Consider the following 22621-nt stretch of genomic DNA (forward strand, 5'->3'; position numbering starts at 1 on the left):
TTTTATTAAATTAGCTAAAAATACCTAATTTATGAATCCGAATTTTACCCGAAGAAATTTTCTTTCAACTACTGCTGCTGCAGGTTTTGGAGCACTTATTTTGCCTAATTCTTTATTTTCCTATAATGCTAATTTTCAAAGCGATAAAAAAGTCCGTTTAGGATTTATAGCCATGGGGTATAGAGGACAAGCACATTTAGAAGAAATGCTTAAACGAACTGATGTTGAAGTAGTAGCTTTTGCCGATCCAGAACCAAGAATGATGGCAATGGGTCAAAAATTAATGGCGAAGTACAAACAACAACCTGCGAAAGAGTTTGGCAACGGAGATTATGATTATAGAAATCTATTGAAAGATCCTACAATTGACGCTGTAATTATTTCATCTCCTTGGGAGTGGCATAAAATTCAGGGTGTTGAATCGATGTACGCAAAAAAAATTGTCGGAATGGAAGTTTGTGGCGCTATGACAGTTGAAGATTGTTGGGAGTATGTGAAGGCTTATGAAGAGACGAAGGTTCCTATTATGATGATGGAAAATGTTTGTTACCGACGCGATGTAATGGCAGTTTTGAATATGGTTCGAAAAGGAATGTTTGGCGAATTGATTCACGGACAAGGCGGTTATGAGCATGATTTAAGAGGCGTATTGTTTAATGACGGCCAAACGGCGTATAATTCGGGAGTAGAGTTTGGTGATAAAGGATTTAGTGAGGCCAAATGGCGAACCAATCATTATGTTAATAGAAATGGCGAACTGTATCCAACACATGGACTAGGTCCAGTAGCGGTGATGTTTGACGTTAATAGAGGAAATAGGTTGTTACGTCTTTCTTCTTTTTCTTCTAAATCAAGAGGATTAACAAAATATATTGAAGAACACCCAAAAGGGGGCAAGAACCATCCCAATGCAAAAGTAAAATTCCAACAAGGAGATATTGTAACCACACAAATCCAGTGCGCTAATGGGGAAACCATTTTATTAACCCATGATACTTCATTGCAGCGCCCTTATAATTTAGGATTTAGAGTGCAAGGTACCGATGGAATATGGCAAGATTTTGGTTGGGGCGAAAATAATCAAGGATTTATCTATTTTGAAAAATTGATGAAACATTCTCATCGTTGGGACAATACCGAAAAATGGTTGCAAGAATACGACCATCCACTTTGGCAGCGCTATTCTAAAGATGCCGAAAATTCAGGACATGGCGGTATGGATTTCTTTGTGGACAATACTTTTATTGAGTGTATCAAACGCAATATAGAATTTCCGTTAGATGTATATGATTTAGCGACTTGGTACGCCATTACTCCTTTAAGCGAAAAATCAATCAAAAAGAACGGACAAGTAGTGGATATCCCAGATTTTACTAAAGGCGCTTGGCAAACAAGAAAACCAGTATTTGGATTCGATGGGGCATTTTAGACCGGCAAAAACACTGCTCATTATGGCAGGTGGATTGGGGAGTCGTTACAAAGGATTAAAGCAAGTGGATGGCATCACTCCAAACGGAGAGACTGTTTTGGAATTCTCCATCTACGATGCGTTAATGGCAGGTTTTACCAAAATAGTGGTTGTGGTAAATTCACATCTTCCAAAATCATATCTTACTAGATTAGAAAAAATTGCAGTAGAAAAACAATTTGAACTTCATTTAGCAGAACAATCTCTTGAAAAATTTATTCCAACAGAGTTTTATTATTTGTTACAAGACAGACAAAAGCCTTGGGGAACTGCACATGCTATTCTGTGTGCGAAAGAATGTATCCGCGAACCTTTTGTGGTAATCAATGCAGATGATTATTACGGAAAACAAGCGTTTGTTAATATGGCTGCATGTATTGACAATGGCCAAATTCAGCACCAACAATTTGCAATGGTTGCCTTTCCGGTTTCAGCTACTTTAAGCGAAAATGGAGCTGTTTCTAGAGGAATTTGCACACTTACTGATGATGGCAGTTTGCAAAAGGTAATCGAAAGAACCAAAATTGCTCGTGAAGGAAAAGATATTGTATTTATAGAAAATGGTAAAAAGGAAATTATTGAATCAGATACTTTAGTTTCAATGAATTTTTGGGGTTTCCACCCCGCCATTTTTGAAAATTTAGAAAAGGCATTTTATGCTTTTTTGGAATCGGTTCCAGATCCAACTTCAGAACTATATATTCCCACTGAAGTACAACGAATGATTGATTCTAAAAGTGTTAAAGTGAGTGTATTAGATACGACGGATTGTTGGCACGGAATTACCTATCCCGAGGATAAAGTACAATTAGTTGATTTTATTTCAGAATGTGTTACTAATAAATTATATCCGAGCGAATTGTGGAAGTAAATCCAATACTCAATAAAATAATTTGTCATTTTTTGCCTTCTGCAAAAGCAGTTGTTATTTCTCCTATTACAAACGGCTTAATTAATTCGACCTATAGCGTTGAGGCAGTCATAGAAACACAGAGAAAGAAGTACATTTTACAAAAAATAAACACCCTAGTTTTTCAAAAGCCAAAAGCTATTCAGTCTAATATTGTTTTAGTTAGCAGCTTTTTAAAAATTAATAATTACCCACATCCAATATTGGAATTGTGCGAGACTTCTGAAGGTGAAAATGAAATCAATTTTGAAGGAGACAGTTGGCGGATGATGGCACAAATTGAAAATAGTTACACTATTAATGTTGTGGAAAATCCGGAACAGGCGTTTGCAGTAGGTGCTTTTTTTGGTCAATTCTATACCTTTCTAAACGGAATTGAACTAAATCAAATTCAAGCAGTTTTGCCTCATTTTCTAGATACAAAGAATAGAATTGATGCTTTTCAACTCGCTTTGCAATCAGCAAATTCCGACCGATTAATCAAAGCCCAAGAGCAAATAGTGTGGATGGTAAAACACCAAGACTTACCTCAAAAGTGGATGCAATTACAACAACAAAAAGAGTTGCCAATCCGACTCATACATGCCGACCCTAAAATTAGTAACGTTCTTTTTGATTCCGCCACAAACCAACCCAAAGCGATTATCGATTGGGACACCTTAATGCTTGGGACAATTTTATATGATTACGGCGATATGATTCGTTCATATACTAATACAAAATCAGAAGATGAGCCCGATCCGGAAGGTGTATTTAATTCAGATGTTTATCACGAATTAACGAATGGTTTTTTGTCAGAAGCAGGTTCTTTTTTAACCGATATCGAATTGCAATATTTATCCTATGCGCCGCAGGTTATTGTCTATATTCAAGCTTTACGTTTCTTAACCGATTATTTGAATGGAGATATTTATTACCAATGTAATTATCCTGAACAAAATCTAAATCGAGCTAAAAATCAAATCAATTTATTACAACAGATTTTGAAAATTTAGCTTTTGGGCGTTTCCTGTTTGCTTCGTGCCTCGCAATGACAGGGTCGGGCTTTCAGCTGTATCTTTTCATGGTGGACTTCGAGTACCTTAGTCCACCATGAAAAGGATGCCGCCTCTATCCCTAACGCAAAAAAAAACGGTTTAAATCAACCCAGCGCGTTTCAATAAGGCTTCTGGTTTTGGTTCTTGTCCTCTGAATCGTTTGTATAAAATCATTGGATGTTCCGTACCGCCTTTTGAAAGGATATTGTCTTTGAATTTCGTAGCGACCTCCTTGTTGAAAATCCCTTTTTCTTGGAAATAAGCAAAGGCATCAGCGTCCAGGACTTCGGCCCATTTGTAACTGTAATATCCAGACGAATAACCACCTTGGAAAATGTGAGAGAAGGAAACACTCATGCAGTTTTCGGCTACAACAGGATACAGACTGGTGCCTTCAAAAGTAGCTTTTTCAAACGCTTTGATATCCATAATTTCAGTTGGATTATTACTGTGGAAAGCCATGTCTAATAAGCCAAAACTCAATTGGCGTAAAGTAGCCATTCCTTCTAAAAAGCTAGCGCTTTCTTTGATTTTTTCTACAAATTCCTGCGGAATAATTTCGCCTGTTTCGTAATGTTTGGCAAACAAAGCCAAGGCTTCAGGTTCGTAACACCAATTTTCCATCACTTGGGAAGGCAATTCTACAAAATCCCAAAATACGGAAGTACCTGATAAACTTGGATAGGTGGTATTGGCTAACATACCATGTAAACCGTGTCCAAATTCATGAAACAAAGTAGTCACTTCGTTAAATGTTAAAAGAGAAGGTTTGGTTGGAGTAGGTGGTGTAAAATTACATACATTGGAAATATGTGGTCTTTCGTTTACGCCATTCTGAATGTATTGCGGTTTGAACGATGTCATCCAAGCGCCATTTCGTTTGCCTTTTCTTGGGAAAAAATCGGCGTAGAATATCGCAACCAATTCGTTTTTCTCGTCTACTACTTCAAAAGTTTGTACATCTGAATGGTATTTGTCGATGTCAAAAATTTCTCTGAACGTCAATCCAAATAGTTTGTTAGCAATCGTAAACGCACCATTCAACACATTTTCTAATTTGAAATAGGGTTTTAATAGTTCGTCATCCAAATTGAATAATTTTTGTTTCAATTTTTCTGAATAATAAGGTCCGTCCCATTTTTCTAATTGGTCAATTCCGTCCAATTCTTTCGCGAAAGCAGTTAATTGTGCAAATTCTTTTTCAGCTGCAGGTTTTGCTTTGGCTAATAAATCACTTAAAAACGTTGTAACTTGATTAGGATGCTGAGCCATACGTTCTTCTAAAACGAAGTGTGCGTGAGTTTCATATCCTAATAAATTAGCGCGTTCGTAACGTAGTTTAGCTATTTGTAATGTAATTGCTTGATTGTCGAATTCGTTATTTTGAAAGGCTTTTTTTCCTGCGGCAATGGTGATCTCTTTTCGCAATTCACGATTGTCAGCATAGGTCACAAAAGGCAAGTAACTTGGAAAGTCTAAAGTAAAAATCCAACCTTCTTTTTCTTTGGTTTCAGCCAAAGAACGAGCCATTTCGATAGCGCCTTCAGGCAACCCTTTTAAATCGTCTTCGTTAGTAATGTGCAATTCGTAGTTGTTGGTTTCAGCCAAAACATTTTCACCAAAAGTTAATTTTAGTTTGGCTAATTCAGTATCAATTTCACGTAAGCGGGACTTTTTATCTTCGCTAAGTAAGGCGCCGTTTCGGGCAAAACTTTTGTATTTTTTATCTAATAAAGTGGCTTGCTCAGGTGTTAAAGTCAATTCGTCTTTTTGATCGTATACTGCTTTAACTCTTTGAAACAAAATTTCATTCAACGAAATATCATTACTAAAAGCAGTTAGTATAGGCGATACTTCTTGAGCAATTTTCTGCATTTCGTCAGAAGTCTCAGCCGAATTTAAATTGAAAAAAATAGATGATAAACGATCTAAAGGTTGTCCTGAATAATCCAAGGATTCGATAGTGTTTTCAAAAGTTGGCTTTTCGGTGTTGTTTGTTATGGCATCAATTTCGGCACGCGCTGCTGCAATTGTTGTTTCAAAAGCAGATTGGTAATCGCTCATTTGAATTTGAGAGAAAGGCGCTGTGTTATATTTGGTATTGTATGTTGAGGTTAAGATATTCATTATTTTTAAATAGCGGTCCGAAGCGTCGGTAGCACAAAGTTTTATAGTTTAAAATTTTCTAAATCTTGATAATTATTCCAAAAACGTAAAAGTTCAATGTTAGTTGAAGTAATTCTGTAATAAAGTGTAATCTGCTTTGTAATTACTACTTTATGAACGCTTTTATAATTTGTTGTGGTAAATAGGGTGTTGTTTTTTGCAATTAATTGAATTGTGTAGTCTACTTTTTCAATGAAATTTAAGACATCTTGAATTGACCATTTCAATTCTAAATAATCAATATTTTGCCAATAGTCTCTTTTGGCTTGGGGCGACCAAACAATCATTATTTAAAATATTTTGAATATCGATTTTTTGTTTCTTCCATAACTATGTTATGAGAAATTCCTTCATTATTTTCTAGTGAATAAATTGCATCATCAATGGCTGATTTTTGTTTTTCAGTTAATTCAGACTTTGACTGAATCAAATTCAAAATTTCTTCTATTAAAATCGGATTCTCAATATCCAAAACAATTTTTGCAAGTTCTATTTTAGTTGAATGGATGTTCATAACAATTGTTTTAACCAAAGGTAATTATTTTTTCAATCCTTCTGACGCTTTGATTACAGCTTCTTTTAAGGATTGTTTGTAAGTGATAATTCGGTTTAAAATAGTAGCATCAGCACTCCCGATGATTTGAGCAGCCAAGATACCTGCGTTTTTAGCTCCGTTCAATGCTACGGTTGCTACCGGAACTCCGCTTGGCATTTGTAAAATAGATAAAACCGAATCCCAACCATCAATTGAATTGCTTGACTTCACTGGAACGCCAATTACAGGAAGCGGACTCATAGATGCTACCATTCCAGGTAAATGTGCGGCACCACCAGCGCCTGCTATAATTACCGAAATACCTCTTTCGTGTGCCTTTGTGCTAAAATCAAATAACTTTTCGGGAGTTCTGTGAGCTGATACGATATCTACTTCGGTTTCTATTCCAAATTCTTTTAAAATGTCGATGGCGTCTTGCATTACTGGCATATCCGAAATGCTTCCCATTATAATGGCTACTTTCATTTTGGTTGAGGTGTTTATGGTTTAGTTGTTTAAAGATATTGATTTCATTTTCAAATTAGTAAATTTTCAAATTAACAAATTACTTTGATCGTGTTTTTTACTTGTTCGGCAATTTTACGTGCCTCGTTTACGTCATTATTTACTATGGTGACGTGTCCCATTTTTCTATATGGACGTGTTTGCTTTTTACCGTAAATGTGTGGTGTAACACCATTCCATTCAAGTATTTTTTCAATATTTTCGTAAATTACTTGGCCAGAATACCCTTCTGAACCAACTAAATTAACCATAATTCCGGCAGCTTTGCTATCGGTATTTCCAAGAGGTAAATTCAATATAGCACGTAAATGATTTTCAAATTGTGAGGTATAACTCGCTTCAATTGAATAGTGCCCTGAATTGTGTGGTCTCGGAGCGACTTCATTAACTAAAATTTCGTCATTTTCAGTTTGGAACATTTCTACAGCCAATAGACCTACGTGATTGAATTGTTGTGAAACATTCAATGCAATAGCTCTGGCTTTTTTGGCAACTTCCTCGTCAATACGCGCTGGACAAATTACATATTCCACTTGATTGGCTTCGGGATGAAATTCCATTTCCACTACAGGATAGGTTTTGATTTCGCCTGAAGGATTGCGACAGACAATAACTGCCAATTCATTTTTAAAGGGAATCATTGCCTCAGCGATACATTCTACGTTAGGTAATTCGTCTAAATCATTAGCTTTTCTGACTACTTTTACGCCATTTCCATCGTAACCATATTCGGTACACTTCCATACAAATGGCATTTGGATTACTGATTGCTGATTGTTGATTGCTGATTTTAGATCTTGAAGATTTTCAAATCGCGAGTAGGGTGCAGTTGGAATGTTATGTTGGGTATAAAAATCTTTTTGAATTCCTTTATTTTGAATTAATTTCAAGGTTTTTGGTGAAGGATAAACGGGTAGTCCTTCTTCTTCTAATTTGACAAGAGCATCTAAGTTCACCAATTCGATTTCGAAAGTTAATACATCCACTTTTTTTCCGAAGGTGTACACCGTGTCAAAATCCATCAAGTCGCCTTGGTAGAATTCATTGCAAGCGATTTTGCATGGCGCCTCATCACTTGGGTCTAAAACGTAGGTTTGAATGTCAAATTTTCGGGTGTCAAATAATAGCATTTTGCCTAGTTGCCCACCACCAAGAATTCCTAATTTAAAATCAGAAGAAAAATAATTCATTTGTTTTCTCTTTTACTTCAATTGCTGGGCTTTTGTAGCCTAACTGTGCAAAGATACTTAGTCCGTTGATAATTAACAATTGATAATGGATAATTCGTCATTTTTAAAATACAAATTCACATTTATTATATAGATTGTCCAATCCGAATTCAGTATATTTGCTCTTTGTTTTATACTAAATATAATGATTCAATTACACGATAAGCAATTTGTGCCATTTATTTCTGCTAAAGAAATTGATTTTGCGATTACCAAAATGGTAACTCAGATAACGGCTGATTTTTCTAGTGAAACTCCCGTTTTTATTGGGGTTTTGAATGGTGCTTTTATGGTAGTTTCTGATTTATTGAAACGCTATACTTCGCCTTGTGAAGTTAGTTTTATCAAAATGGCTTCTTATGAAGGTACTTCTTCTACAGAAAATGTGAAACAATTACTTGGTTTGAATCAAGATTTGTCAGGAAGATCCGTAATTGTAATTGAAGATATTGTGGATACTGGCAACACTTTGGTGGCTTTGAAAGCTTTATTCGAAAAAGAAAATGTGAAAGAGTTTAAGATTGCTACTTTATTTTTCAAACCAGAAGCCTATAAACAAGACTTGCCTGTAGATTATGTTGGAATTCGAATTCCGAACAAATTTATTGTTGGCTACGGATTGGATTATGACGGATTGGGTCGTAATTTACCCGAAGTATATCAATTGAAAGACTAATTAATAACCATATTTACAACACACAAAAATAGATTTAGAAAATGATTAACATTGTTTTATTTGGGAAACCAGGTGCAGGAAAAGGAACTCAAGCCGAATTTTTAAAAGGAAAATACAATTTAACACACCTTTCAACAGGAGATATTTTTAGATTCAATATCAAAAACGAAACCGAATTAGGAAAGTTAGCCAAAACCTATATGGACAAAGGCGATTTAGTACCGGATGAAGTAACGATTCAAATGTTGCAATCAGAAGTAGATAATAATCCTGATTCTGCTGGTTTTTTATTTGATGGTTTTCCAAGAACTTTAGCACAGGCAGGAGCATTGGATCGTTTTTTAGAATCAAAAGGACAACAAATTACGGCTACTGTAGCTTTAGAAGCAGACGATGAAATTTTGGTGCAACGTTTGTTAGAAAGAGGAAAAACTTCAGGAAGACCGGATGATCAAGATGAAGAAAAAATCCGAAATCGTTATGACGAGTACAATGAAAAAACTGCTCCATTAATGGATTATTACAAAGAACAAGAGAAGTTTTATGCTGTTGACGGAATTGGTTCTATCGCAGATATAACAGAACGCTTGAGTACTGTAATCGATAATCTGTAATCAAAAACAGTTCAAAACATCTGTTAAATAATTTTTTTAGCTTGATTTTTTCAACCATAATAAAATAAAATTGGAACTACTTATTATATTTTTATTAATTCTACTGAATGGCGTCTTTTCTATGTCGGAAATTGCGTTGATTTCTTCACGAAAAAGTAGGTTAGAAACTGCTGCTAAAAAAGGAAGTAAAACGGCTAAAACCGCACTTGATTTAGCTAATTCTCCTAATAAATTTCTCTCGGCGGTACAAATAGGAATCACTCTTATTGGAATATTGACGGGTATCTATAGTGGAGATAAAATTACCGAAGATGTGGAATTTTTTGTAAGTGGATTTTCTGCCTTACAACCTTATGCGAATTCCATTGCAGTAGGAATTGTAGTTGTGATTTTGACTTTTTTCTCATTGGTTTTAGGTGAATTGCTTCCAAAACGTATTGGTTTAAATCATCCAGAATCTATAGCTAAAGCAATAGCAATGCCAATGAAATTCGTTTCAGTTGTAATGGCGCCATTTATCTGGTTGTTAACTAGTTCTACTGATTTTTTACTGGATATTTTACAAATTAAGCCTACTGCTGACGGTAAAGTCACTGAAGAAGAAATCAAGGCAATTATTAAAGAGGGTACAGAGGTAGGAGAAGTTCAAGAAATTGAGCAAGATATAGTGGAACGAGTATTTCACATTGGAGACAGAAAAGTAAATTCGTTAATGACGCATCGTAGTTCAATGGTGTATTTATCACTTGAAGATACGGTAGAAGAAATTAAATCCAAAGTATTAGATGAATTGCATTCTGTTTATCCTGTGTGCGAAGAAAATCTAGATGAGGTAGTTGGAGTTGTGTATTTAAAAGATTTGTTTGCCAATTTTGAAAAAGGTAATTTTCAATTGAAGTCAATTGCTAAAGAACCCGCCTATTTTATTGAGCATACTTCGGCATATAAAGCTCTTGAGAATTTTAAAAAGTCTAAAATTCATTATGCTTTCGTAACCGATGAGTATGGTGTTTTTCAAGGAATAATTACGTTGAATGATATCTTAGAAGCGCTGGTAGGAGACGCCTCAGATTTTGATGACGATGAGTATAAATTAGTGGCTAATGAAGATGGTTCTTGGTTAGTAGACGGACAGTATTCGTTACATGACTTTTTAACTTATTTCGATATGGATGAGTTGACTACGGACTATGAAGTAACCACTGTAAGTGGATTCATTATAACCGAACTTGGTGCGATTCCTAAAGAAGGAGATAAATTGATTTGGAATAAATTAGAGTTTGAAGCTCAAAAAATGGATGGTGTTATCATCGATAAAGTATTAATCACAACACTTAAAGAGTAATTACTTTTTAGATTGTACTTGATAACAATAGCGATATTGTTACTAATAAAAAAGAAAAAATGACAGAAGGAAACTTCGTAGATTACGTTAAAATATTTGTTTCTTCAGGAAAAGGAGGAAAAGGTTCAACGCATTTGCATCGAGAAAAATTTATTGAAAAAGGGGGGCCTGATGGAGGAGATGGAGGTCGCGGTGGTCACGTATACTTAGTTGGAAATAAAAGTCTCTGGACTTTGTTTCACTTAAAGTTTGCACGTCACGTCAAAGCTGGACATGGAGGAGATGGAGGTGGAGACCGAAGTACAGGAGCTGATGGGGATGATAAATACATTGAAGTACCATTAGGAACAGTGGTTAAAGACAAAGAAACCGGAGACGTATTATTTGAAATTACAGAAGACGGAGAGAAACGCATCTTAGCTCAAGGAGGTAAAGGAGGTTTAGGAAACTGGCACTTTAGAAGTTCTACGAACCAAACACCACGTTATGCACAACCTGGATTACTAGGTATAGAAATGGACGTGATTCTAGAATTAAAAGTTTTGGCTGATGTAGGTTTGGTTGGGTTTCCCAATGCTGGAAAATCTACTTTATTATCCGTTTTGACTTCGGCTAAGCCAAAAATTGCTGATTATCCGTTTACGACTTTAAAACCGAATCTTGGAATTGTAGCCTATCGTGATTTTCAATCGTTTGTAATTGCTGATATTCCTGGTATTATTGAAGGTGCAGCTGAGGGGAAAGGTTTAGGCCATTATTTCTTAAGACATATTGAGCGTAACTCTACCTTATTGTTTTTGGTACCTGTAGACACACCAGACATTAAAGCAGAATATGATATTTTGGTTAACGAATTGACCAAATACAATCCAGAAATGTTAGACAAAGAGCGTTTGTTAGTCATTTCAAAAATTGATATGCTGGATGAAGAATTGAAGGCAGAACTAAAGATAGAGTTGGATGTTGCATTTAAAGATGTTCCGTATATGTTCATCTCTTCTGTGGCACAACAAGGTTTGACCGAATTGAAAGATAAATTATGGTCTATGTTGAATAACTAAGTTTCAACTTATTTAAAATACAAATCCGTTTCAATTGAAACGGATTTTTTTATAAAAACCTTTTCAGTTTGAGTGAAAAGCAAGTGTAAATTTCCTTATTTTTGGAATATGAATCGAGTGGTATTTTTTTTATTGTTTGTTCCAAGTATGCTTTTATCTCAATCTAATTTTGAAAAAGGAGCTCAGTTATTGGCTTCTGGAAAAACTGAGTTAGCGCGAATAGCGTTTGAGAGTGTGATCAAAGAAAACCCATCACATAGTAAATCGTTAGAGTATTTAGGAGATATTGCAGGGCAAAACAAGAATTGGGACAAAGCAATTTTATATTACAAAAAGATAAAGATAATTCAGCCCAATAATGCCGATTACCACTACAAGTATGGTGGCACTTTAGGTATGAAAGCTAAGACCGTGAATAAATTTAAAGCATTAGGAATGATTGATGAAATTAAATCCTCCTTTGAAAAGGCTGCGGCTTTGGATCCTAAGCATACTGAATCGCGTTGGGCATTAGTGATGTTGTATTTGGAATTGCCTGGTATTATTGGCGGTAGCGAAACAAAAGCAATGGCTTATTCAAATGAACTAATGCGATTGTCGCCTTTAGAAGGATATCTGTCTAAAGGATATATTGATGAGTATTTTGGTCGAAATAAAAAAGCGGAGTTGAATTATAGTAAGGCTTTGGAGTTGACCAATTCTAAAGTAGCTTTTCAGAAATTATACAATTTGTATTTAAATAGAATGAAAAATTCGGATAAAGCACAACAGTTAAAAGCACAATTTGAAAAATAAGCCTCCCCAACCCCTCCAAAGGAGGGACTTAAAAATGAGGTAAATAAATAAACTTAAGATGATTGATACAAATAATACTAAAAGTATTCCCCCTTCGGGGGTTAGGGGGCTACATTTTATCGCCATTGGCGGAAGCGCGATGCATAATTTAGCTTTAGCGCTACACAACAAAGGATATCAAGTTACAGGTAGTGACGATGCTATTTTTGAACCTTCAAAATCACGATTAGAAAAGAAAGGAATTCTACCTACTGAAATGGGTTGGTTTCCGGAAAAAATAACAACTGATATTGAAGCTGTAATTCTGGGGATGCACGCTAAGGCAGACAATCCTGAGTTGTTGAAAGCACAGGAATTAGGATTGAAAATTTATTCGTATCCTGAATTCTTATACGAACAGTCCAAAAACAAAACCCGAGTGGTTATTGGTGGTTCTCACGGAAAGACTACTATTACTTCGATGATTTTGCATGTCATGCATTATCACAATATTGCGGTCGATTATATGGTAGGGGCTCAATTGGAAGGATTTGACACCATGGTACATCTTACCGAAGAAAATGATTTTATGGTTTTGGAAGGTGATGAATATTTGTCATCGCCAATAGATAGACGCCCTAAATTTCATTTGTATCAACCTAATATTGCCTTGATTTCAGGGATTGCTTGGGATCATATTAATGTGTTTCCAACCTATGATAACTATGTAGAGCAATTTGAAATTTTCATCGATAAAATTACGAATGGTGGGATTTTAGTATACAATGAAGATGATGCTGAGGTGAAACGCGTTTCAGAAGCCGCTACGAATCCAATTCGGAAATTAGCATATAGTACGCCAGCGTATTCGGTAAGTGATGGAGTAACACTTTTGGAAACTCCTGAAGGACCAATGCCTATTGAAGTTTTTGGCGCACATAATCTAAACAATTTGGCTGGAGCCAAATGGATTTGTCAAAATATGGGTGTAGATGAAGCTGATTTTTATGAAGCCATTGCCAGTTTCAAAGGTGCTTCCAAGCGTTTGGAAAAAATTGCCGAAGGAAAGGGAAGAGTTGCCTATAAAGATTTCGCACATTCGCCAAGTAAGGTAGCCGCTACAACCAAAGCTGTAAAAGAACAATATCCTAAACGTACTTTGGTGGCTTGTTTAGAATTGCACACCTACAGTAGTTTGAATGCTGAGTTTTTAAAAGAATACGAAGGTGCCCTAGAATATGCTGATGAAGCGGTTGTTTTTTATTCGCCAGATGCGGTAAAAATAAAACAATTGGAAGAAGTGACCTATGAGCAAATTGCTAAAGCGTTCAATAGAGAAGATTTGATTATCTATACCAATCCAGCCGAGTTTAAAAATTATTTATTCAACCGAGAATTAGATAATTCCGCATTATTATTGATGAGTTCTGGAAATTATGGAGGTTTGAATTTTGATGAAGTAAAACAATTAATTGAATAAGAAACACCCAAATTAATGCATATGGAAAACGCCCCCTTTCCCATTAGTAGTTGGTCCGAAGATGATAAACCTCGGGAAAAACTCATGCTCAAAGGCAAAAATGCCTTGAGCGATGCCGAATTAATTGCTATTTTAATTGGTTCTGGTAGCCGAAACGAAACTGCAGTTGATTTAAGCAAACGTATTTTAGCCAATGTTTCTAATAATTTGAATGCCTTAGGAAAACAAAGTTTATCGCAATTGATGCAGTTCAAAGGAATAGGTGAGGCCAAAGCTATTACAATAATTGCTGCATTAGAGTTAGGTAGGAGACGAAGAGCAGAAGAGTCTGTTGAGTTGCTTAAAATTACATCAAGTAAAATTATTTTTGAGTTAATGCAACCGATTATTGGCGAATTACCTCACGAGGAATTTTGGATAGTATATCTGAATAATTCCAATAAGGTGATTTCAAAAACACAATTGAGTAAAGGTGGAATTACAGGAACAGTAGTGGATGTGCGTTTGGTTTTTAAAGTAGCATTGGAAATGGGAGCCACTTCCTTAGTTTTGTGTCACAATCATCCTTCTGGGAGTTTGAAACCCAGTGAGGCTGACAAGCAAATTACTCAAAAGTTAAAACGCGCAGGGGAGAGTTTAGAAATAGCTATTTTAGACCATGTAATAGTAACTGAGACCAGTTATTTCAGTTTTGTTGATCAAGGAATTTTGTAAAAAGGGGAATGAAAAATAATACTATACAGCACATTTTTTTTGATTTGGATCACACACTTTGGGATTTCGATAAAAATTCTGAAATGGCGTTTGCTACTATATTTGAGAAAAACCATCCTGAAATTGCAATAAATGATTTTATTGAAGTGTATGCGCCTATTAATCAAGCCTGTTGGAAATTGTATCAGTACGATAAAATTACCCATGAAGAGTTACGTTATAAACGATTGAAAGATTCTTTCGATGCTTTAAATTATGCTATTCCAGATAGTTTAATTCATCAAATTGCGGAAGATTATATCTCGATTTTACCAGACAATAATCATTTGTTTGATGGGACAATTGAATTATTAAATTATTTAAATACAAAATATCATTTGCATATAATTACCAATGGTTTTGCTAATGTTCAGTATAAGAAAATTGCTAATTCAAAGATTGATACGTATTTTAAAACGATTACCAATTCTGAAATGGCAGGAGTAAAGAAGCCCAATCCTATTATTTTTCAATATGCTTTAGATTTGGCTCAAGCCAAAAAAGAAAATAGCATTATGATTGGGGATAGTTTAGAAGCGGATGTTCAAGGCGCAATAGATTTTGGAATCGAAGCGCTATTTTTTAACCCAAATAAAGAAACTAGCCCAGAAGGGATAATTGAAATTAACCATTTATTAGAACTAAAAAACTATTTATAATTATGAAAAAATTAGTATTTGTATTCATCTTGTTTTCAACAGTTGCCTTTTCGCAAAATATCAATAACTATAAAGCTGTTATTATTCCACTGAAATACGATTTTTTGAAATCAGAAAATCAATATCGTTTGGCTACCCTAACGAAACTAAACCTTCAGAAAGCAGGTTTTGTTGCTTTTTATAGCAACGAAGCTATTCCATCTGAGTATAAAGATCGATGCAGTTTATTAACGGTAGATGTAAAAAAAGAAAGTGGTTTTTTGATGACTAAATTAGCTGTAGTCTTTAACGATTGTTTTGGCAAATTGGTATACCAATCGGAGATGGGTAAAAGTAAACTAAAAGAGTATGAAGCGGCTTATTCAGAGGCTTTAAATGATGCATTTAGATCAATAAATGCTTTGAATTATAAATACGAGTTGAACCAATCACCTGCTAAACAACTTACACAAGTTAGTCCGGTAGAATCGGTTAATTCTTCAATTTCAAGTTCGGCAACTGTCGTACAAGATTCTCCTAATTCAAACGCTGAATTACTGTATGCGCAAGCAACCCCAACAGGCTATCAATTAGTTGATGCGAGTCCAAAAGTAGTATTTAAGTTGAACAAAACATCTGTTCCAACACTTTACACTGCAATCAAGGACAATAGACAAGGTGTTCTAATTCAAAAAGAGAATCAGTGGTTTTTTGAATACTATGAAAACGATAAATTATTTTCGGAATTAGTACGAGTTAAGTTTTAGTAACCGTACTTGTCCTTCCATCTGTTTTTCAGGAATTCTCTAGTCGAGTTTTCTCGAGAATTATTTCCAGGCTCGTAAATAGCTGAACCTGCAATAGCTTCGGGTAAAAACTCTTGTTCGGCAAAATTATTAGCATAATCATGCGAATATTTATACTCTTCTCCATATCCTAATTCTTTCATCAATGGAGTAGGAGCATTGCGTAAATGAATTGGAACGGAAAGATCACCTGTTTGTTTTACGATTTGTTGCGCCTTGCCAATAGCTTGATAAGAGGCATTGCTTTTTGGAGAAGTAGCTAAATAAACGGCGCATTGGCTTAAAATAATTCGGCTTTCAGGATAGCCAATAGTGGCGACCGCTTGAAATGTATTGTTGGCCATTATAAAGGCAGTTGGATTGGCATTGCCAATATCTTCGCTAGAAAGAATGAGCATACGTCTTGCAATGAACTTTACATCTTCACCACCTTCAATCATTCGAGCAAGCCAATAGACGGCTCCGTTAGGGTCACTCCCACGGATGGATTTGATAAAGGCCGAAACGATATCATAATGCTGCTCTCCAGTTTTATCGTACAAAACCGTGTTTTGTTGTACTAATTCCAGTACACGGTCGTTAGTAATGAAAATTTCATCTTCATCGGAGGCGTTTACGACTAGTTCAAAAAGATTCAATAGTTTGCGTCCGTCTCCGCCAGAAAGTCGCAACAAGGCTTCTGTTTCTGCTAAATTTATTTTTTTCCTTTGTAAAATAACATCCGTTTGCATTGCTCTGTGAAGCAAGGTCTCTAAGTCTTCTTTATTAAAAGCATTCAAAGTATATACTTGACAGCGCGATAATAATGCCGGAATAACTTCAAAACTTGGATTTTCAGTTGTCGCACCAATTAAGGTAATCCAACCTTTTTCTACAGCTGCTAATAAGGAATCTTGTTGTGATTTGCTAAAACGATGAATCTCATCAATAAACAAAATAGGATTTTTAGAGGTAAAAAGTCCGCCACTTTGTTTCGCTTTTTCGATAACGTCCCGAATATCTTTCACTCCAGAATTAATTGCGCTAAGGGTGTAAAAAGGGCGTTTTGATTCTTGCGAAATAATTTGGGCCAAAGTAGTTTTCCCGGAACCAGGAGGTCCCCATATAATCAAAGAAGGAATAATTCCTTTGGCAATTTGTTGCGTTAACGAACCATTTGGTCCAACAAGGTGTAGTTGACTAATATAGTCTTCTAGTTGTTGTGGACGAATTCGTTCTGCTAAAGGAGCTACCATTGGATTAATGGGTTATTAGTTTATTTGGTTATGAGTTTATTTGTTGATTCGGTTATTTGTTTAACCGGATTACAAATTTATTTTTTTGGAATAAGGGGTTGATATATCTAACTTCTTTGTCTTACTGCTTCGTAAAGAAAGGCACCACAAGCAACAGACACATTTAGAGAACCAATTGTTCCAAACATAGGTAGTTTTGCTTTTTCATCTACAATTTTTAATACTGATGGATTGATTCCTCGGTCTTCAGATCCCATGATGATGGCTACCGGTTCGTTCAATGTGATATCGTAAATGTTTTGCTCCGTTTTTTCCGTAGCGGCTACTGTTTTGATTCCAGAGCCTTGAAGGTAAAAGATGGCATCTTTAATATGTTCCACCTTACAGATTGGCACATTGAAGACAGCGCCAGCAGAAGTTTTTACTGTGTCTCCATTTACAGGAGCGGAACCTGCTTTTTGAACAATGATACCATTGACTCCAGTACATTCAGCAGTTCTAATAATCGCACCGAAATTACGTGCATCAGAGATTTGATCCAATATCAAGAATAATGGTTTTTTACCCGATTCTACAGTGGATTCCACTAAGTGTTCTAATTCCATGAAACCAATAGGCGAAATACTTGCCACTGCTCCTTGGTGATTGTTAGGTGTTAAACGGTTTAGCTTTTCAACTGGAACATAGGAAAAATTAATATTGGCACGTTTCATCACCTTCATTAAATCCTTCATCAGTTCGCCTGCAATTTCTTTTTGAATAAAGACTTTGTCAACTGCAGTTCCTGCTTGTATGGCCTCAATAATGGCGCGTATCCCGAATATTATGTTTTCTTTTTCCATGGCGTAAAGATACAAAAAAAAACCACCAGCCAAAGGCTGATGGTTTTTACTATAGTCATTAATTTAATTCTAAACGAATTGATTTAATAACCTGAATTTTGTGAAATCTTTTTATTACTATCAATTTCTCTTAATGGAATTGGGAATAGCAATCTGTCAGAAGTCCAAGGTAGACTAGAAGTTACACTTCCACCCGTTCTTCTGATATCATGAATTCTAAATCCTTCCATTCCTAACTCTAATTCTCTTTCTCTTAGAATTCTAGCTAAAGTTAGTGTAGTAAAATTAACTGCATTTGCTCTTGTTCTTAGCTTATTAATATCGGCTAACGGAGTAGCTCCAACAGTAGTGTTTTCTCTAAAATTAGTTTCAGCTCTAATCAAATACATCTCAGCCAAACGAATAATTCCTACATCACCAAATTGAGACGTAAATTTAGAAGTAAGTCTTCTATTATTTGCTGGATTTATTTTGTTGAAATTTCTTCTATCATCATTTACATCATCAAATTTATTTAAATAATTTGAAGTAATGTGAATATCTCCACCTCTTCCTCCGTTTGCTTCAGAGGCATAATGATTCACAACCTGATTGTCTCCGGTTTGTTTTGTAATTTGAATAGCGAAAATATCTTCAATTTGATTTACATCATGATTGAAAGCATCTGCATATTTACTTGATAAATCAGCACCACTATTTTGAATTACATAATTAGCAGCATCTCTTGCAGCAGGATAGTTTTGCATTTGCAAATAAACTCTTGCTAAAAGAGCTTTTGCAGCATACTTGTTTGCATAAAATTCATTATCTTCAGGAAGATCGTCAAATGCTTTATTAAGTCCTGAAATTACTATCGCATAAACAGCTTCTACACTACTTCTTTCTGCTGAAAGGTCAATTGTAAAATCACTAATAGCTTTGTCTCTAATAATAACACCTAGTTGAGTATTATTCTTACCTGCTTCATATTGCTTTCCAAAGAAACGAACTAAGTCAAAATAAGCTAGAGATTTCAAAAAATTAGCTTCGCCAATCATTCTTTTTTTATCATCCGCGCTTGCAACTTTACTTATGTTTTCAATTACTGTATTTGCAGCATTTATCATTTCGTAATTTCTAGCCCATATTTGTTGTGCAAATTGATTGTTTACTAACATCGTTTTTGCATACATATGTCTAAAATCAGCAAAAGTTCCGCTCCATCTTAAATCCGTAGTAGCAGTTGAACCTGTCTGCCCAAGTAAATCGGCAGCCACTAAAATTCTACCTCCATAAACATCACCGGTTGCTGCAATTGCATAAGTTCCAGTTAAAATATCTTTTATACCTTTTTCTGTACTAAGAGAAATTGTTGCATCTTCTCTTTGTCTAGGTTGAACATCTAACTCACTTTCGCAACTAATGAAAAGAGCTGCGAAAAGTGTATATATTATATATTGATTTGCTTTCATATTTGAAATTTTTAGAAATTAATATTTACACCTAATGCTATTGTTCTGGCAGGAGGAGCTGAGTAAAATTCTTCTCCAATTCCTGTATCATCTCTTCTAGCTTCTGGATCATATCCAGAATAGTTCGTAAATGTAAGTAAATTTACACCTGTTGCATAGAAACGCACACTACTCATACCTAGATCTTTTATTACTTTATTTGGTAAAGTATAGCCGATTGTCATATTTCTTAAACGAACAAAATCAGAATTATCTAAGAAACGAGTTGAGTGACCTGTACCATTTCCTCCATAAAGTCTAGCTTGTGGAACATTTGTAATATCACCCGGTTTTCTCCAACGGTTTAATTGGTCAATACTTTGGTTGTCGAAATAGTCTGCAGCAACTGATTGATAAAGCCCTGCTGAATTATAGATACTAGCTCCCCATTCTCCTTGAAATGTAAATGTAAAATCTAAACCTTTATAGTTAATAGTATTTGTTAAACCAGACATTAAAGTTGGAAAAGGATTCCCAGCTATAACTCTTTGAGCTGCACCATAATTGTTAGTAGTAGCTCTGTTTAAAGTACCATCAGCATTTTTTGTGTTAAGATAAAATAAAGCATCTCCATTAGCAGGATCTACACCAGCATATTCTTTCAAGTAGAAAGACGATACATTTTCGCCAACTCTGTTGATGGTGAATGTATTAATGATGTCAGCATTATTATTTGGTAAAGCATTAACAATTGAATTGTTAGTTGTAATATTCAAACTAGTATTCCATTTGAAATTTTCAGAGTCAATATTTTTTGTGTTGATTACAAATTCAACTCCTTTACTAACTAATTCACCAATATTTTGGTTAATTGTTGTAGTACCTGAACTTAAAGCAAGTGGTACATTAAACAATAAACCATCTGTTGTCTTTTTGTAGTAATCAAACTCTAAATTTACTCTGTTAAACAACCCAATTTCTGTACCAAGGTCTATCTGAGCCGACTTTTCCCATGTTAAGTTTGGATTTCCTGCTTGAGCAAATGTAAGTCCTGTTCTTAAATTATAAGAATTAGGCCTGTAAAATTGTCTTGATGCAAAATTTCCAATTTCAGCATTACCAAGTTTTCCCCAGCTACTCTTAATTTTTAAATAAGATAAAACTTTATTTTCTTTTAAGAAACTCTCTTCTGAAACTACCCATCCAGCAGATACTGCAGGAAAAGTCCCAAAACGATTGTTTATACCAAAACGAGATGAACCATCACGTCTAATACTTGCTTTGAAAAGGTATTTGTTGTCAAATGAATAACTTACCCTTCCAAATTGAGATACAAATGTATAATCAGTTTCATTTCCACTTCCTCCATTTACTTCGGCTCCACCATCGATGGTTTGAAAGTTATCATTTGGGAAATAGATACTAGTAACATCTTGGTATCTTCTGTTAAATTTGTTAAACTCCATACCTACAACTGCATTAATAGAATGTTTATCTGCTAATGTTTGATCGTATGTAATATAGTTACTTGTAATATAAGTTTCATTATTTACTGAACTTGCAAAAACATCTCCATCGGTTGCTTGGAAAGGGGTGTTTTTACCATTCCAGTTATCCTCTGATTGTGACATTAAATCATAAGAAAAATCACTATTTGCTTTAAAATGTGAAGAAATTTTAAACTCTCCATACACTTTTCCAGTTACTCTTCTAACTAGAGTTTTCCAAAATGAATTATCAATTGCTAATAAATAGTTTGCATATAAAGTGTTTGGATTAGCCGTACCATCTTCCAATCGAATTGGTGAAAGAGGAGACTGAGCAACCGCTTGTAATGGTGTAGTAAAGGCATTATCATCCTGAACACGATTAATTTCAGCTCTAGAAAAACTTAAGTTCATACCAACAGTAAATCGATCAGTCACTTTGTGGGAAACGTTTGTTCTAGCAGTTATTCTCTCCAAAGAGTTGCTGTTGATAATACCATTAGTATTGTTATAAGCTCCTGAGAAAAAATATTTAGTATTTGCATCACCACCTGAGGTTGAAAAATCAACATCTTTTGTATGTCCTCTTTGAAATGCTGTATCTTGCCAATCAGAGTCTACTTCATTATTTCTCCAATCAGTTCCTTGTGCTAAGAAATCAAACATATCTTCTGCTTCAGCAGCATCACCTAATTCATTAATAGAAGCTTCTGTAAACAACTCTACATATTGTTTAGCATTTAACCATTTTCTTTTTTTGGTTGCTTCACTCACCCCTTGAGACATATTAATAGTAAAAGTTCCCTTTCCTTCTTTACCTCTCTTTGTAGTAATAATTACAACACCATTTGCACCTCTTGCTCCATAAATAGCAGCAGATGATGCATCTTTAAGCACGTCAATGGATTCGATTTCATTAGTACTTAATGTTAATAATGGGTTTGTTGGTGCTCCATTACTAGACTCATTTGTAGTAATAAGTGGAACTCCATCTAAAACGTATAAAGGTTCTTTACCAGCACTTATACTAGCAGCACCTCTAACTCTAATGCTAATTCCTCCCTCAACTTTTCCGTTTGTTTGAGTAACTTGAACTCCAGCTAACTTTCCAACTAAAGCATTTTGAACGTTTGCAACAGGGATTTGTTGAATGTCCTTAGCAGTTACTCTCGATATTGCATCTGTAGATCTTTTCTTTGTTTGTGTACCATACCCAACGACAACAACAGCGTCTAAAACATTTGTTTCGTCTTTAAGTTTTACATTAACAGTTACAGAATTTGCAGAAACTTCTTGAGATTTCATACCAATATAGCTAAATACCAAGGTTTGACTTGGTGTAGCTTTGATAGTAAATTTACCATCAAAATCTGTTTGAGTTCCAGATTTACTTCCTTTAACCAATACACTCACGCCAGGTAAAGGCAATCCAGCATTGTCAGAAACAGTTCCTGAAACGGTTCTCTCCTGAGCAAAAGTAATTTGCGTCACAAGTGCTACTAATAGCACTAAGAATCCTTTTAATTTTAGTTTCATTTTTTTAATTATTTTGAATTAGTGAAGCAAAACTCTTAATAATTTGTTAATAATCCTAATTATACCTTAATTTT

21 protein-coding genes are annotated in these 22621 nt (G+C 35.0%); 12 read left to right on the forward strand and 9 right to left on the reverse strand.

Going from position 1 to position 22621, the window contains the following annotated elements; all coding sequences use genetic code 11:
• Positions 1-31: 31 nt before the first annotated feature.
• From LPC20_RS05025 to LPC20_RS05035, 3 genes are read left to right on the forward strand one after another with little or no spacing between them, the layout of a single operon-like run.
• Positions 32-1429, forward strand: a complete 1398-nt coding sequence (locus tag LPC20_RS05025) for a Gfo/Idh/MocA family protein (protein WP_229327067.1) — start codon at positions 32-34, stop codon at positions 1427-1429.
• A complete protein-coding gene (locus LPC20_RS05030; protein ID WP_229327069.1) occupies positions 1416-2339 on the forward strand; it encodes a nucleotidyltransferase family protein in 924 nt (307 codons plus the stop codon). The genes LPC20_RS05025 and LPC20_RS05030 overlap by 14 nt, the downstream gene beginning before the upstream one ends.
• Positions 2330-3373 carry a phosphotransferase enzyme family protein gene (locus LPC20_RS05035; protein ID WP_229327071.1) on the forward strand — a complete coding sequence of 348 codons (1044 nt, stop codon included), beginning with the start codon at positions 2330-2332 and terminating at the stop codon, positions 3371-3373. Before LPC20_RS05030 ends, LPC20_RS05035 begins: the two co-directional genes overlap by 10 nt.
• A 141-nt stretch (positions 3374-3514) precedes the next feature.
• Here the strand turns inward: LPC20_RS05035 and LPC20_RS05040 are convergent, their stop codons facing one another.
• The 5 genes from LPC20_RS05040 to LPC20_RS05060 all read right to left on the reverse strand — a co-directional run bounded on the left by LPC20_RS05040 (position 3515) and on the right by LPC20_RS05060 (position 7831).
• Entirely contained in the window at positions 3515-5542 is a 2028-nt protein-coding gene (locus tag LPC20_RS05040) for a M3 family metallopeptidase (protein ID WP_229327073.1), read from the reverse strand.
• A 41-nt stretch (positions 5543-5583) separates the two neighbouring features.
• A complete protein-coding gene (locus LPC20_RS05045) occupies positions 5584-5868 on the reverse strand; it encodes a type II toxin-antitoxin system RelE/ParE family toxin (RefSeq protein ID WP_229327076.1) in 285 nt (94 codons plus the stop codon).
• Positions 5868-6095, reverse strand: a complete 228-nt coding sequence (locus LPC20_RS05050) for a hypothetical protein (RefSeq protein WP_229327078.1) — start codon at positions 6093-6095, stop codon at positions 5868-5870. Before LPC20_RS05050 ends, LPC20_RS05045 begins: the two co-directional genes overlap by 1 nt.
• A 24-nt stretch (positions 6096-6119) precedes the next feature.
• Positions 6120-6602: a 5-(carboxyamino)imidazole ribonucleotide mutase gene (gene purE / locus LPC20_RS05055; RefSeq protein ID WP_229327080.1), complete on the reverse strand. Its 483-nt coding sequence runs from the start codon at positions 6600-6602 to the stop codon at positions 6120-6122.
• 71 nt (positions 6603-6673) lie between these two features.
• Positions 6674-7831, reverse strand: coding sequence for a 5-(carboxyamino)imidazole ribonucleotide synthase (locus LPC20_RS05060; RefSeq protein ID WP_229327082.1), 1158 nt, complete (start codon positions 7829-7831; stop codon positions 6674-6676).
• A 184-nt stretch (positions 7832-8015) separates the two neighbouring features.
• Here LPC20_RS05060 and hpt point away from each other — a divergent pair, with 184 nt between their 5' ends.
• From hpt to LPC20_RS05105, 9 genes are all read left to right on the forward strand, one after another.
• The gene (gene hpt, locus LPC20_RS05065; RefSeq protein ID WP_229327085.1) at positions 8016-8546 is read left to right on the forward strand and encodes a hypoxanthine phosphoribosyltransferase; all 531 of its coding nucleotides are present in this window, start codon (positions 8016-8018) and stop codon (positions 8544-8546) included.
• A gap of 41 nt (positions 8547-8587) precedes the next feature.
• A complete protein-coding gene (locus LPC20_RS05070) occupies positions 8588-9160 on the forward strand; it encodes an adenylate kinase (protein WP_229327087.1) in 573 nt (190 codons plus the stop codon).
• Positions 9161-9281: 121 nt separating this feature from the next.
• Positions 9282-10505, forward strand: coding sequence for a hemolysin family protein (locus LPC20_RS05075; protein WP_229327128.1), 1224 nt, complete (start codon positions 9282-9284; stop codon positions 10503-10505).
• Positions 10506-10564: 59 nt separating this feature from the next.
• Positions 10565-11566: a GTPase ObgE gene (gene obgE, locus LPC20_RS05080; RefSeq protein ID WP_229327089.1), complete on the forward strand. Its 1002-nt coding sequence runs from the start codon at positions 10565-10567 to the stop codon at positions 11564-11566.
• A 147-nt stretch (positions 11567-11713) separates the two neighbouring features.
• Positions 11714-12361 (forward strand): tetratricopeptide repeat protein, encoded by a 648-nt coding sequence (locus LPC20_RS05085; protein WP_229327092.1) that lies wholly within the window; start codon positions 11714-11716, stop codon positions 12359-12361.
• 58 nt (positions 12362-12419) lie between these two features.
• Positions 12420-13820 carry a UDP-N-acetylmuramate--L-alanine ligase gene (locus LPC20_RS05090; protein WP_229327094.1) on the forward strand — a complete coding sequence of 467 codons (1401 nt, stop codon included), beginning with the start codon at positions 12420-12422 and terminating at the stop codon, positions 13818-13820.
• A gap of 21 nt (positions 13821-13841) precedes the next feature.
• Positions 13842-14534, forward strand: coding sequence for a RadC family protein (gene radC / locus LPC20_RS05095; RefSeq protein ID WP_229327096.1), 693 nt, complete (start codon positions 13842-13844; stop codon positions 14532-14534).
• An 8-nt stretch (positions 14535-14542) separates the two neighbouring features.
• Entirely contained in the window at positions 14543-15232 is a 690-nt protein-coding gene (locus LPC20_RS05100; protein WP_229327098.1) for a YjjG family noncanonical pyrimidine nucleotidase, read from the forward strand.
• A 2-nt stretch (positions 15233-15234) separates the two neighbouring features.
• Positions 15235-15978 carry a hypothetical protein gene (locus tag LPC20_RS05105; protein WP_229327101.1) on the forward strand — a complete coding sequence of 248 codons (744 nt, stop codon included), beginning with the start codon at positions 15235-15237 and terminating at the stop codon, positions 15976-15978.
• Here LPC20_RS05105 and LPC20_RS05110 read toward each other — a convergent pair.
• The 4 genes from LPC20_RS05110 to LPC20_RS05125 form a co-directional block, all read right to left on the reverse strand.
• Positions 15975-17252 (reverse strand): replication-associated recombination protein A, encoded by a 1278-nt coding sequence (locus LPC20_RS05110; protein ID WP_229327104.1) that lies wholly within the window; start codon positions 17250-17252, stop codon positions 15975-15977. The genes LPC20_RS05105 and LPC20_RS05110 overlap by 4 nt on opposite strands.
• A gap of 107 nt (positions 17253-17359) precedes the next feature.
• The gene (gene rlmB / locus LPC20_RS05115; protein WP_229327106.1) at positions 17360-18094 is read right to left on the reverse strand and encodes a 23S rRNA (guanosine(2251)-2'-O)-methyltransferase RlmB; all 735 of its coding nucleotides are present in this window, start codon (positions 18092-18094) and stop codon (positions 17360-17362) included.
• Between the two features lie 83 nt (positions 18095-18177).
• Entirely contained in the window at positions 18178-19545 is a 1368-nt protein-coding gene (locus LPC20_RS05120) for a RagB/SusD family nutrient uptake outer membrane protein (protein ID WP_229327109.1), read from the reverse strand.
• Positions 19546-19556: 11 nt separating this feature from the next.
• The gene (locus LPC20_RS05125) at positions 19557-22547 is read right to left on the reverse strand and encodes a SusC/RagA family TonB-linked outer membrane protein (RefSeq protein ID WP_229323178.1); all 2991 of its coding nucleotides are present in this window, start codon (positions 22545-22547) and stop codon (positions 19557-19559) included.
• Positions 22548-22621 lie beyond the last annotated feature (74 nt).

Source organism: Flavobacterium ammonificans, from assembly GCF_020886115.1.
Taxonomy (GTDB): domain Bacteria; phylum Bacteroidota; class Bacteroidia; order Flavobacteriales; family Flavobacteriaceae; genus Flavobacterium; species Flavobacterium ammonificans.

What these genes read in the sequence shown, in the direction of transcription:
- LPC20_RS05050 (WP_229327078.1), bottom strand. Translation starts at nt 6,095, where the DNA reads ATGAACATCCATTCAACTAAAATAGAACTTGCAAAAATTGTTTTGGAT.
- LPC20_RS05030 (WP_229327069.1), top strand. Translation starts at nt 1,416, where the DNA reads ATGGGGCATTTTAGACCGGCAAAAACACTGCTCATTATGGCAGGTGGA.
- LPC20_RS05120 (WP_229327109.1), bottom strand. Translation starts at nt 19,545, where the DNA reads ATGAAAGCAAATCAATATATAATATATACACTTTTCGCAGCTCTTTTC.
- LPC20_RS05025 (WP_229327067.1), top strand. Translation starts at nt 32, where the DNA reads ATGAATCCGAATTTTACCCGAAGAAATTTTCTTTCAACTACTGCTGCT.
- LPC20_RS05070 (WP_229327087.1), top strand. Translation starts at nt 8,588, where the DNA reads ATGATTAACATTGTTTTATTTGGGAAACCAGGTGCAGGAAAAGGAACT.
- LPC20_RS05045 (WP_229327076.1), bottom strand. Translation starts at nt 5,868, where the DNA reads ATGATTGTTTGGTCGCCCCAAGCCAAAAGAGACTATTGGCAAAATATT.
- LPC20_RS05100 (WP_229327098.1), top strand. Translation starts at nt 14,543, where the DNA reads ATGAAAAATAATACTATACAGCACATTTTTTTTGATTTGGATCACACA.
- LPC20_RS05105 (WP_229327101.1), top strand. Translation starts at nt 15,235, where the DNA reads ATGAAAAAATTAGTATTTGTATTCATCTTGTTTTCAACAGTTGCCTTT.
- LPC20_RS05085 (WP_229327092.1), top strand. Translation starts at nt 11,714, where the DNA reads ATGCTTTTATCTCAATCTAATTTTGAAAAAGGAGCTCAGTTATTGGCT.
- rlmB (WP_229327106.1), bottom strand. Translation starts at nt 18,094, where the DNA reads ATGGAAAAAGAAAACATAATATTCGGGATACGCGCCATTATTGAGGCC.
- LPC20_RS05060 (WP_229327082.1), bottom strand. Translation starts at nt 7,831, where the DNA reads ATGAATTATTTTTCTTCTGATTTTAAATTAGGAATTCTTGGTGGTGGG.
- LPC20_RS05110 (WP_229327104.1), bottom strand. Translation starts at nt 17,252, where the DNA reads ATGGTAGCTCCTTTAGCAGAACGAATTCGTCCACAACAACTAGAAGAC.
- LPC20_RS05090 (WP_229327094.1), top strand. Translation starts at nt 12,420, where the DNA reads ATGATTGATACAAATAATACTAAAAGTATTCCCCCTTCGGGGGTTAGG.
- LPC20_RS05125 (WP_229323178.1), bottom strand. Translation starts at nt 22,547, where the DNA reads ATGAAACTAAAATTAAAAGGATTCTTAGTGCTATTAGTAGCACTTGTG.
- obgE (WP_229327089.1), top strand. Translation starts at nt 10,565, where the DNA reads ATGACAGAAGGAAACTTCGTAGATTACGTTAAAATATTTGTTTCTTCA.
- purE (WP_229327080.1), bottom strand. Translation starts at nt 6,602, where the DNA reads ATGAAAGTAGCCATTATAATGGGAAGCATTTCGGATATGCCAGTAATG.
- radC (WP_229327096.1), top strand. Translation starts at nt 13,842, where the DNA reads ATGGAAAACGCCCCCTTTCCCATTAGTAGTTGGTCCGAAGATGATAAA.
- LPC20_RS05075 (WP_229327128.1), top strand. Translation starts at nt 9,282, where the DNA reads ATGTCGGAAATTGCGTTGATTTCTTCACGAAAAAGTAGGTTAGAAACT.
- hpt (WP_229327085.1), top strand. Translation starts at nt 8,016, where the DNA reads ATGATTCAATTACACGATAAGCAATTTGTGCCATTTATTTCTGCTAAA.
- LPC20_RS05040 (WP_229327073.1), bottom strand. Translation starts at nt 5,542, where the DNA reads ATGAATATCTTAACCTCAACATACAATACCAAATATAACACAGCGCCT.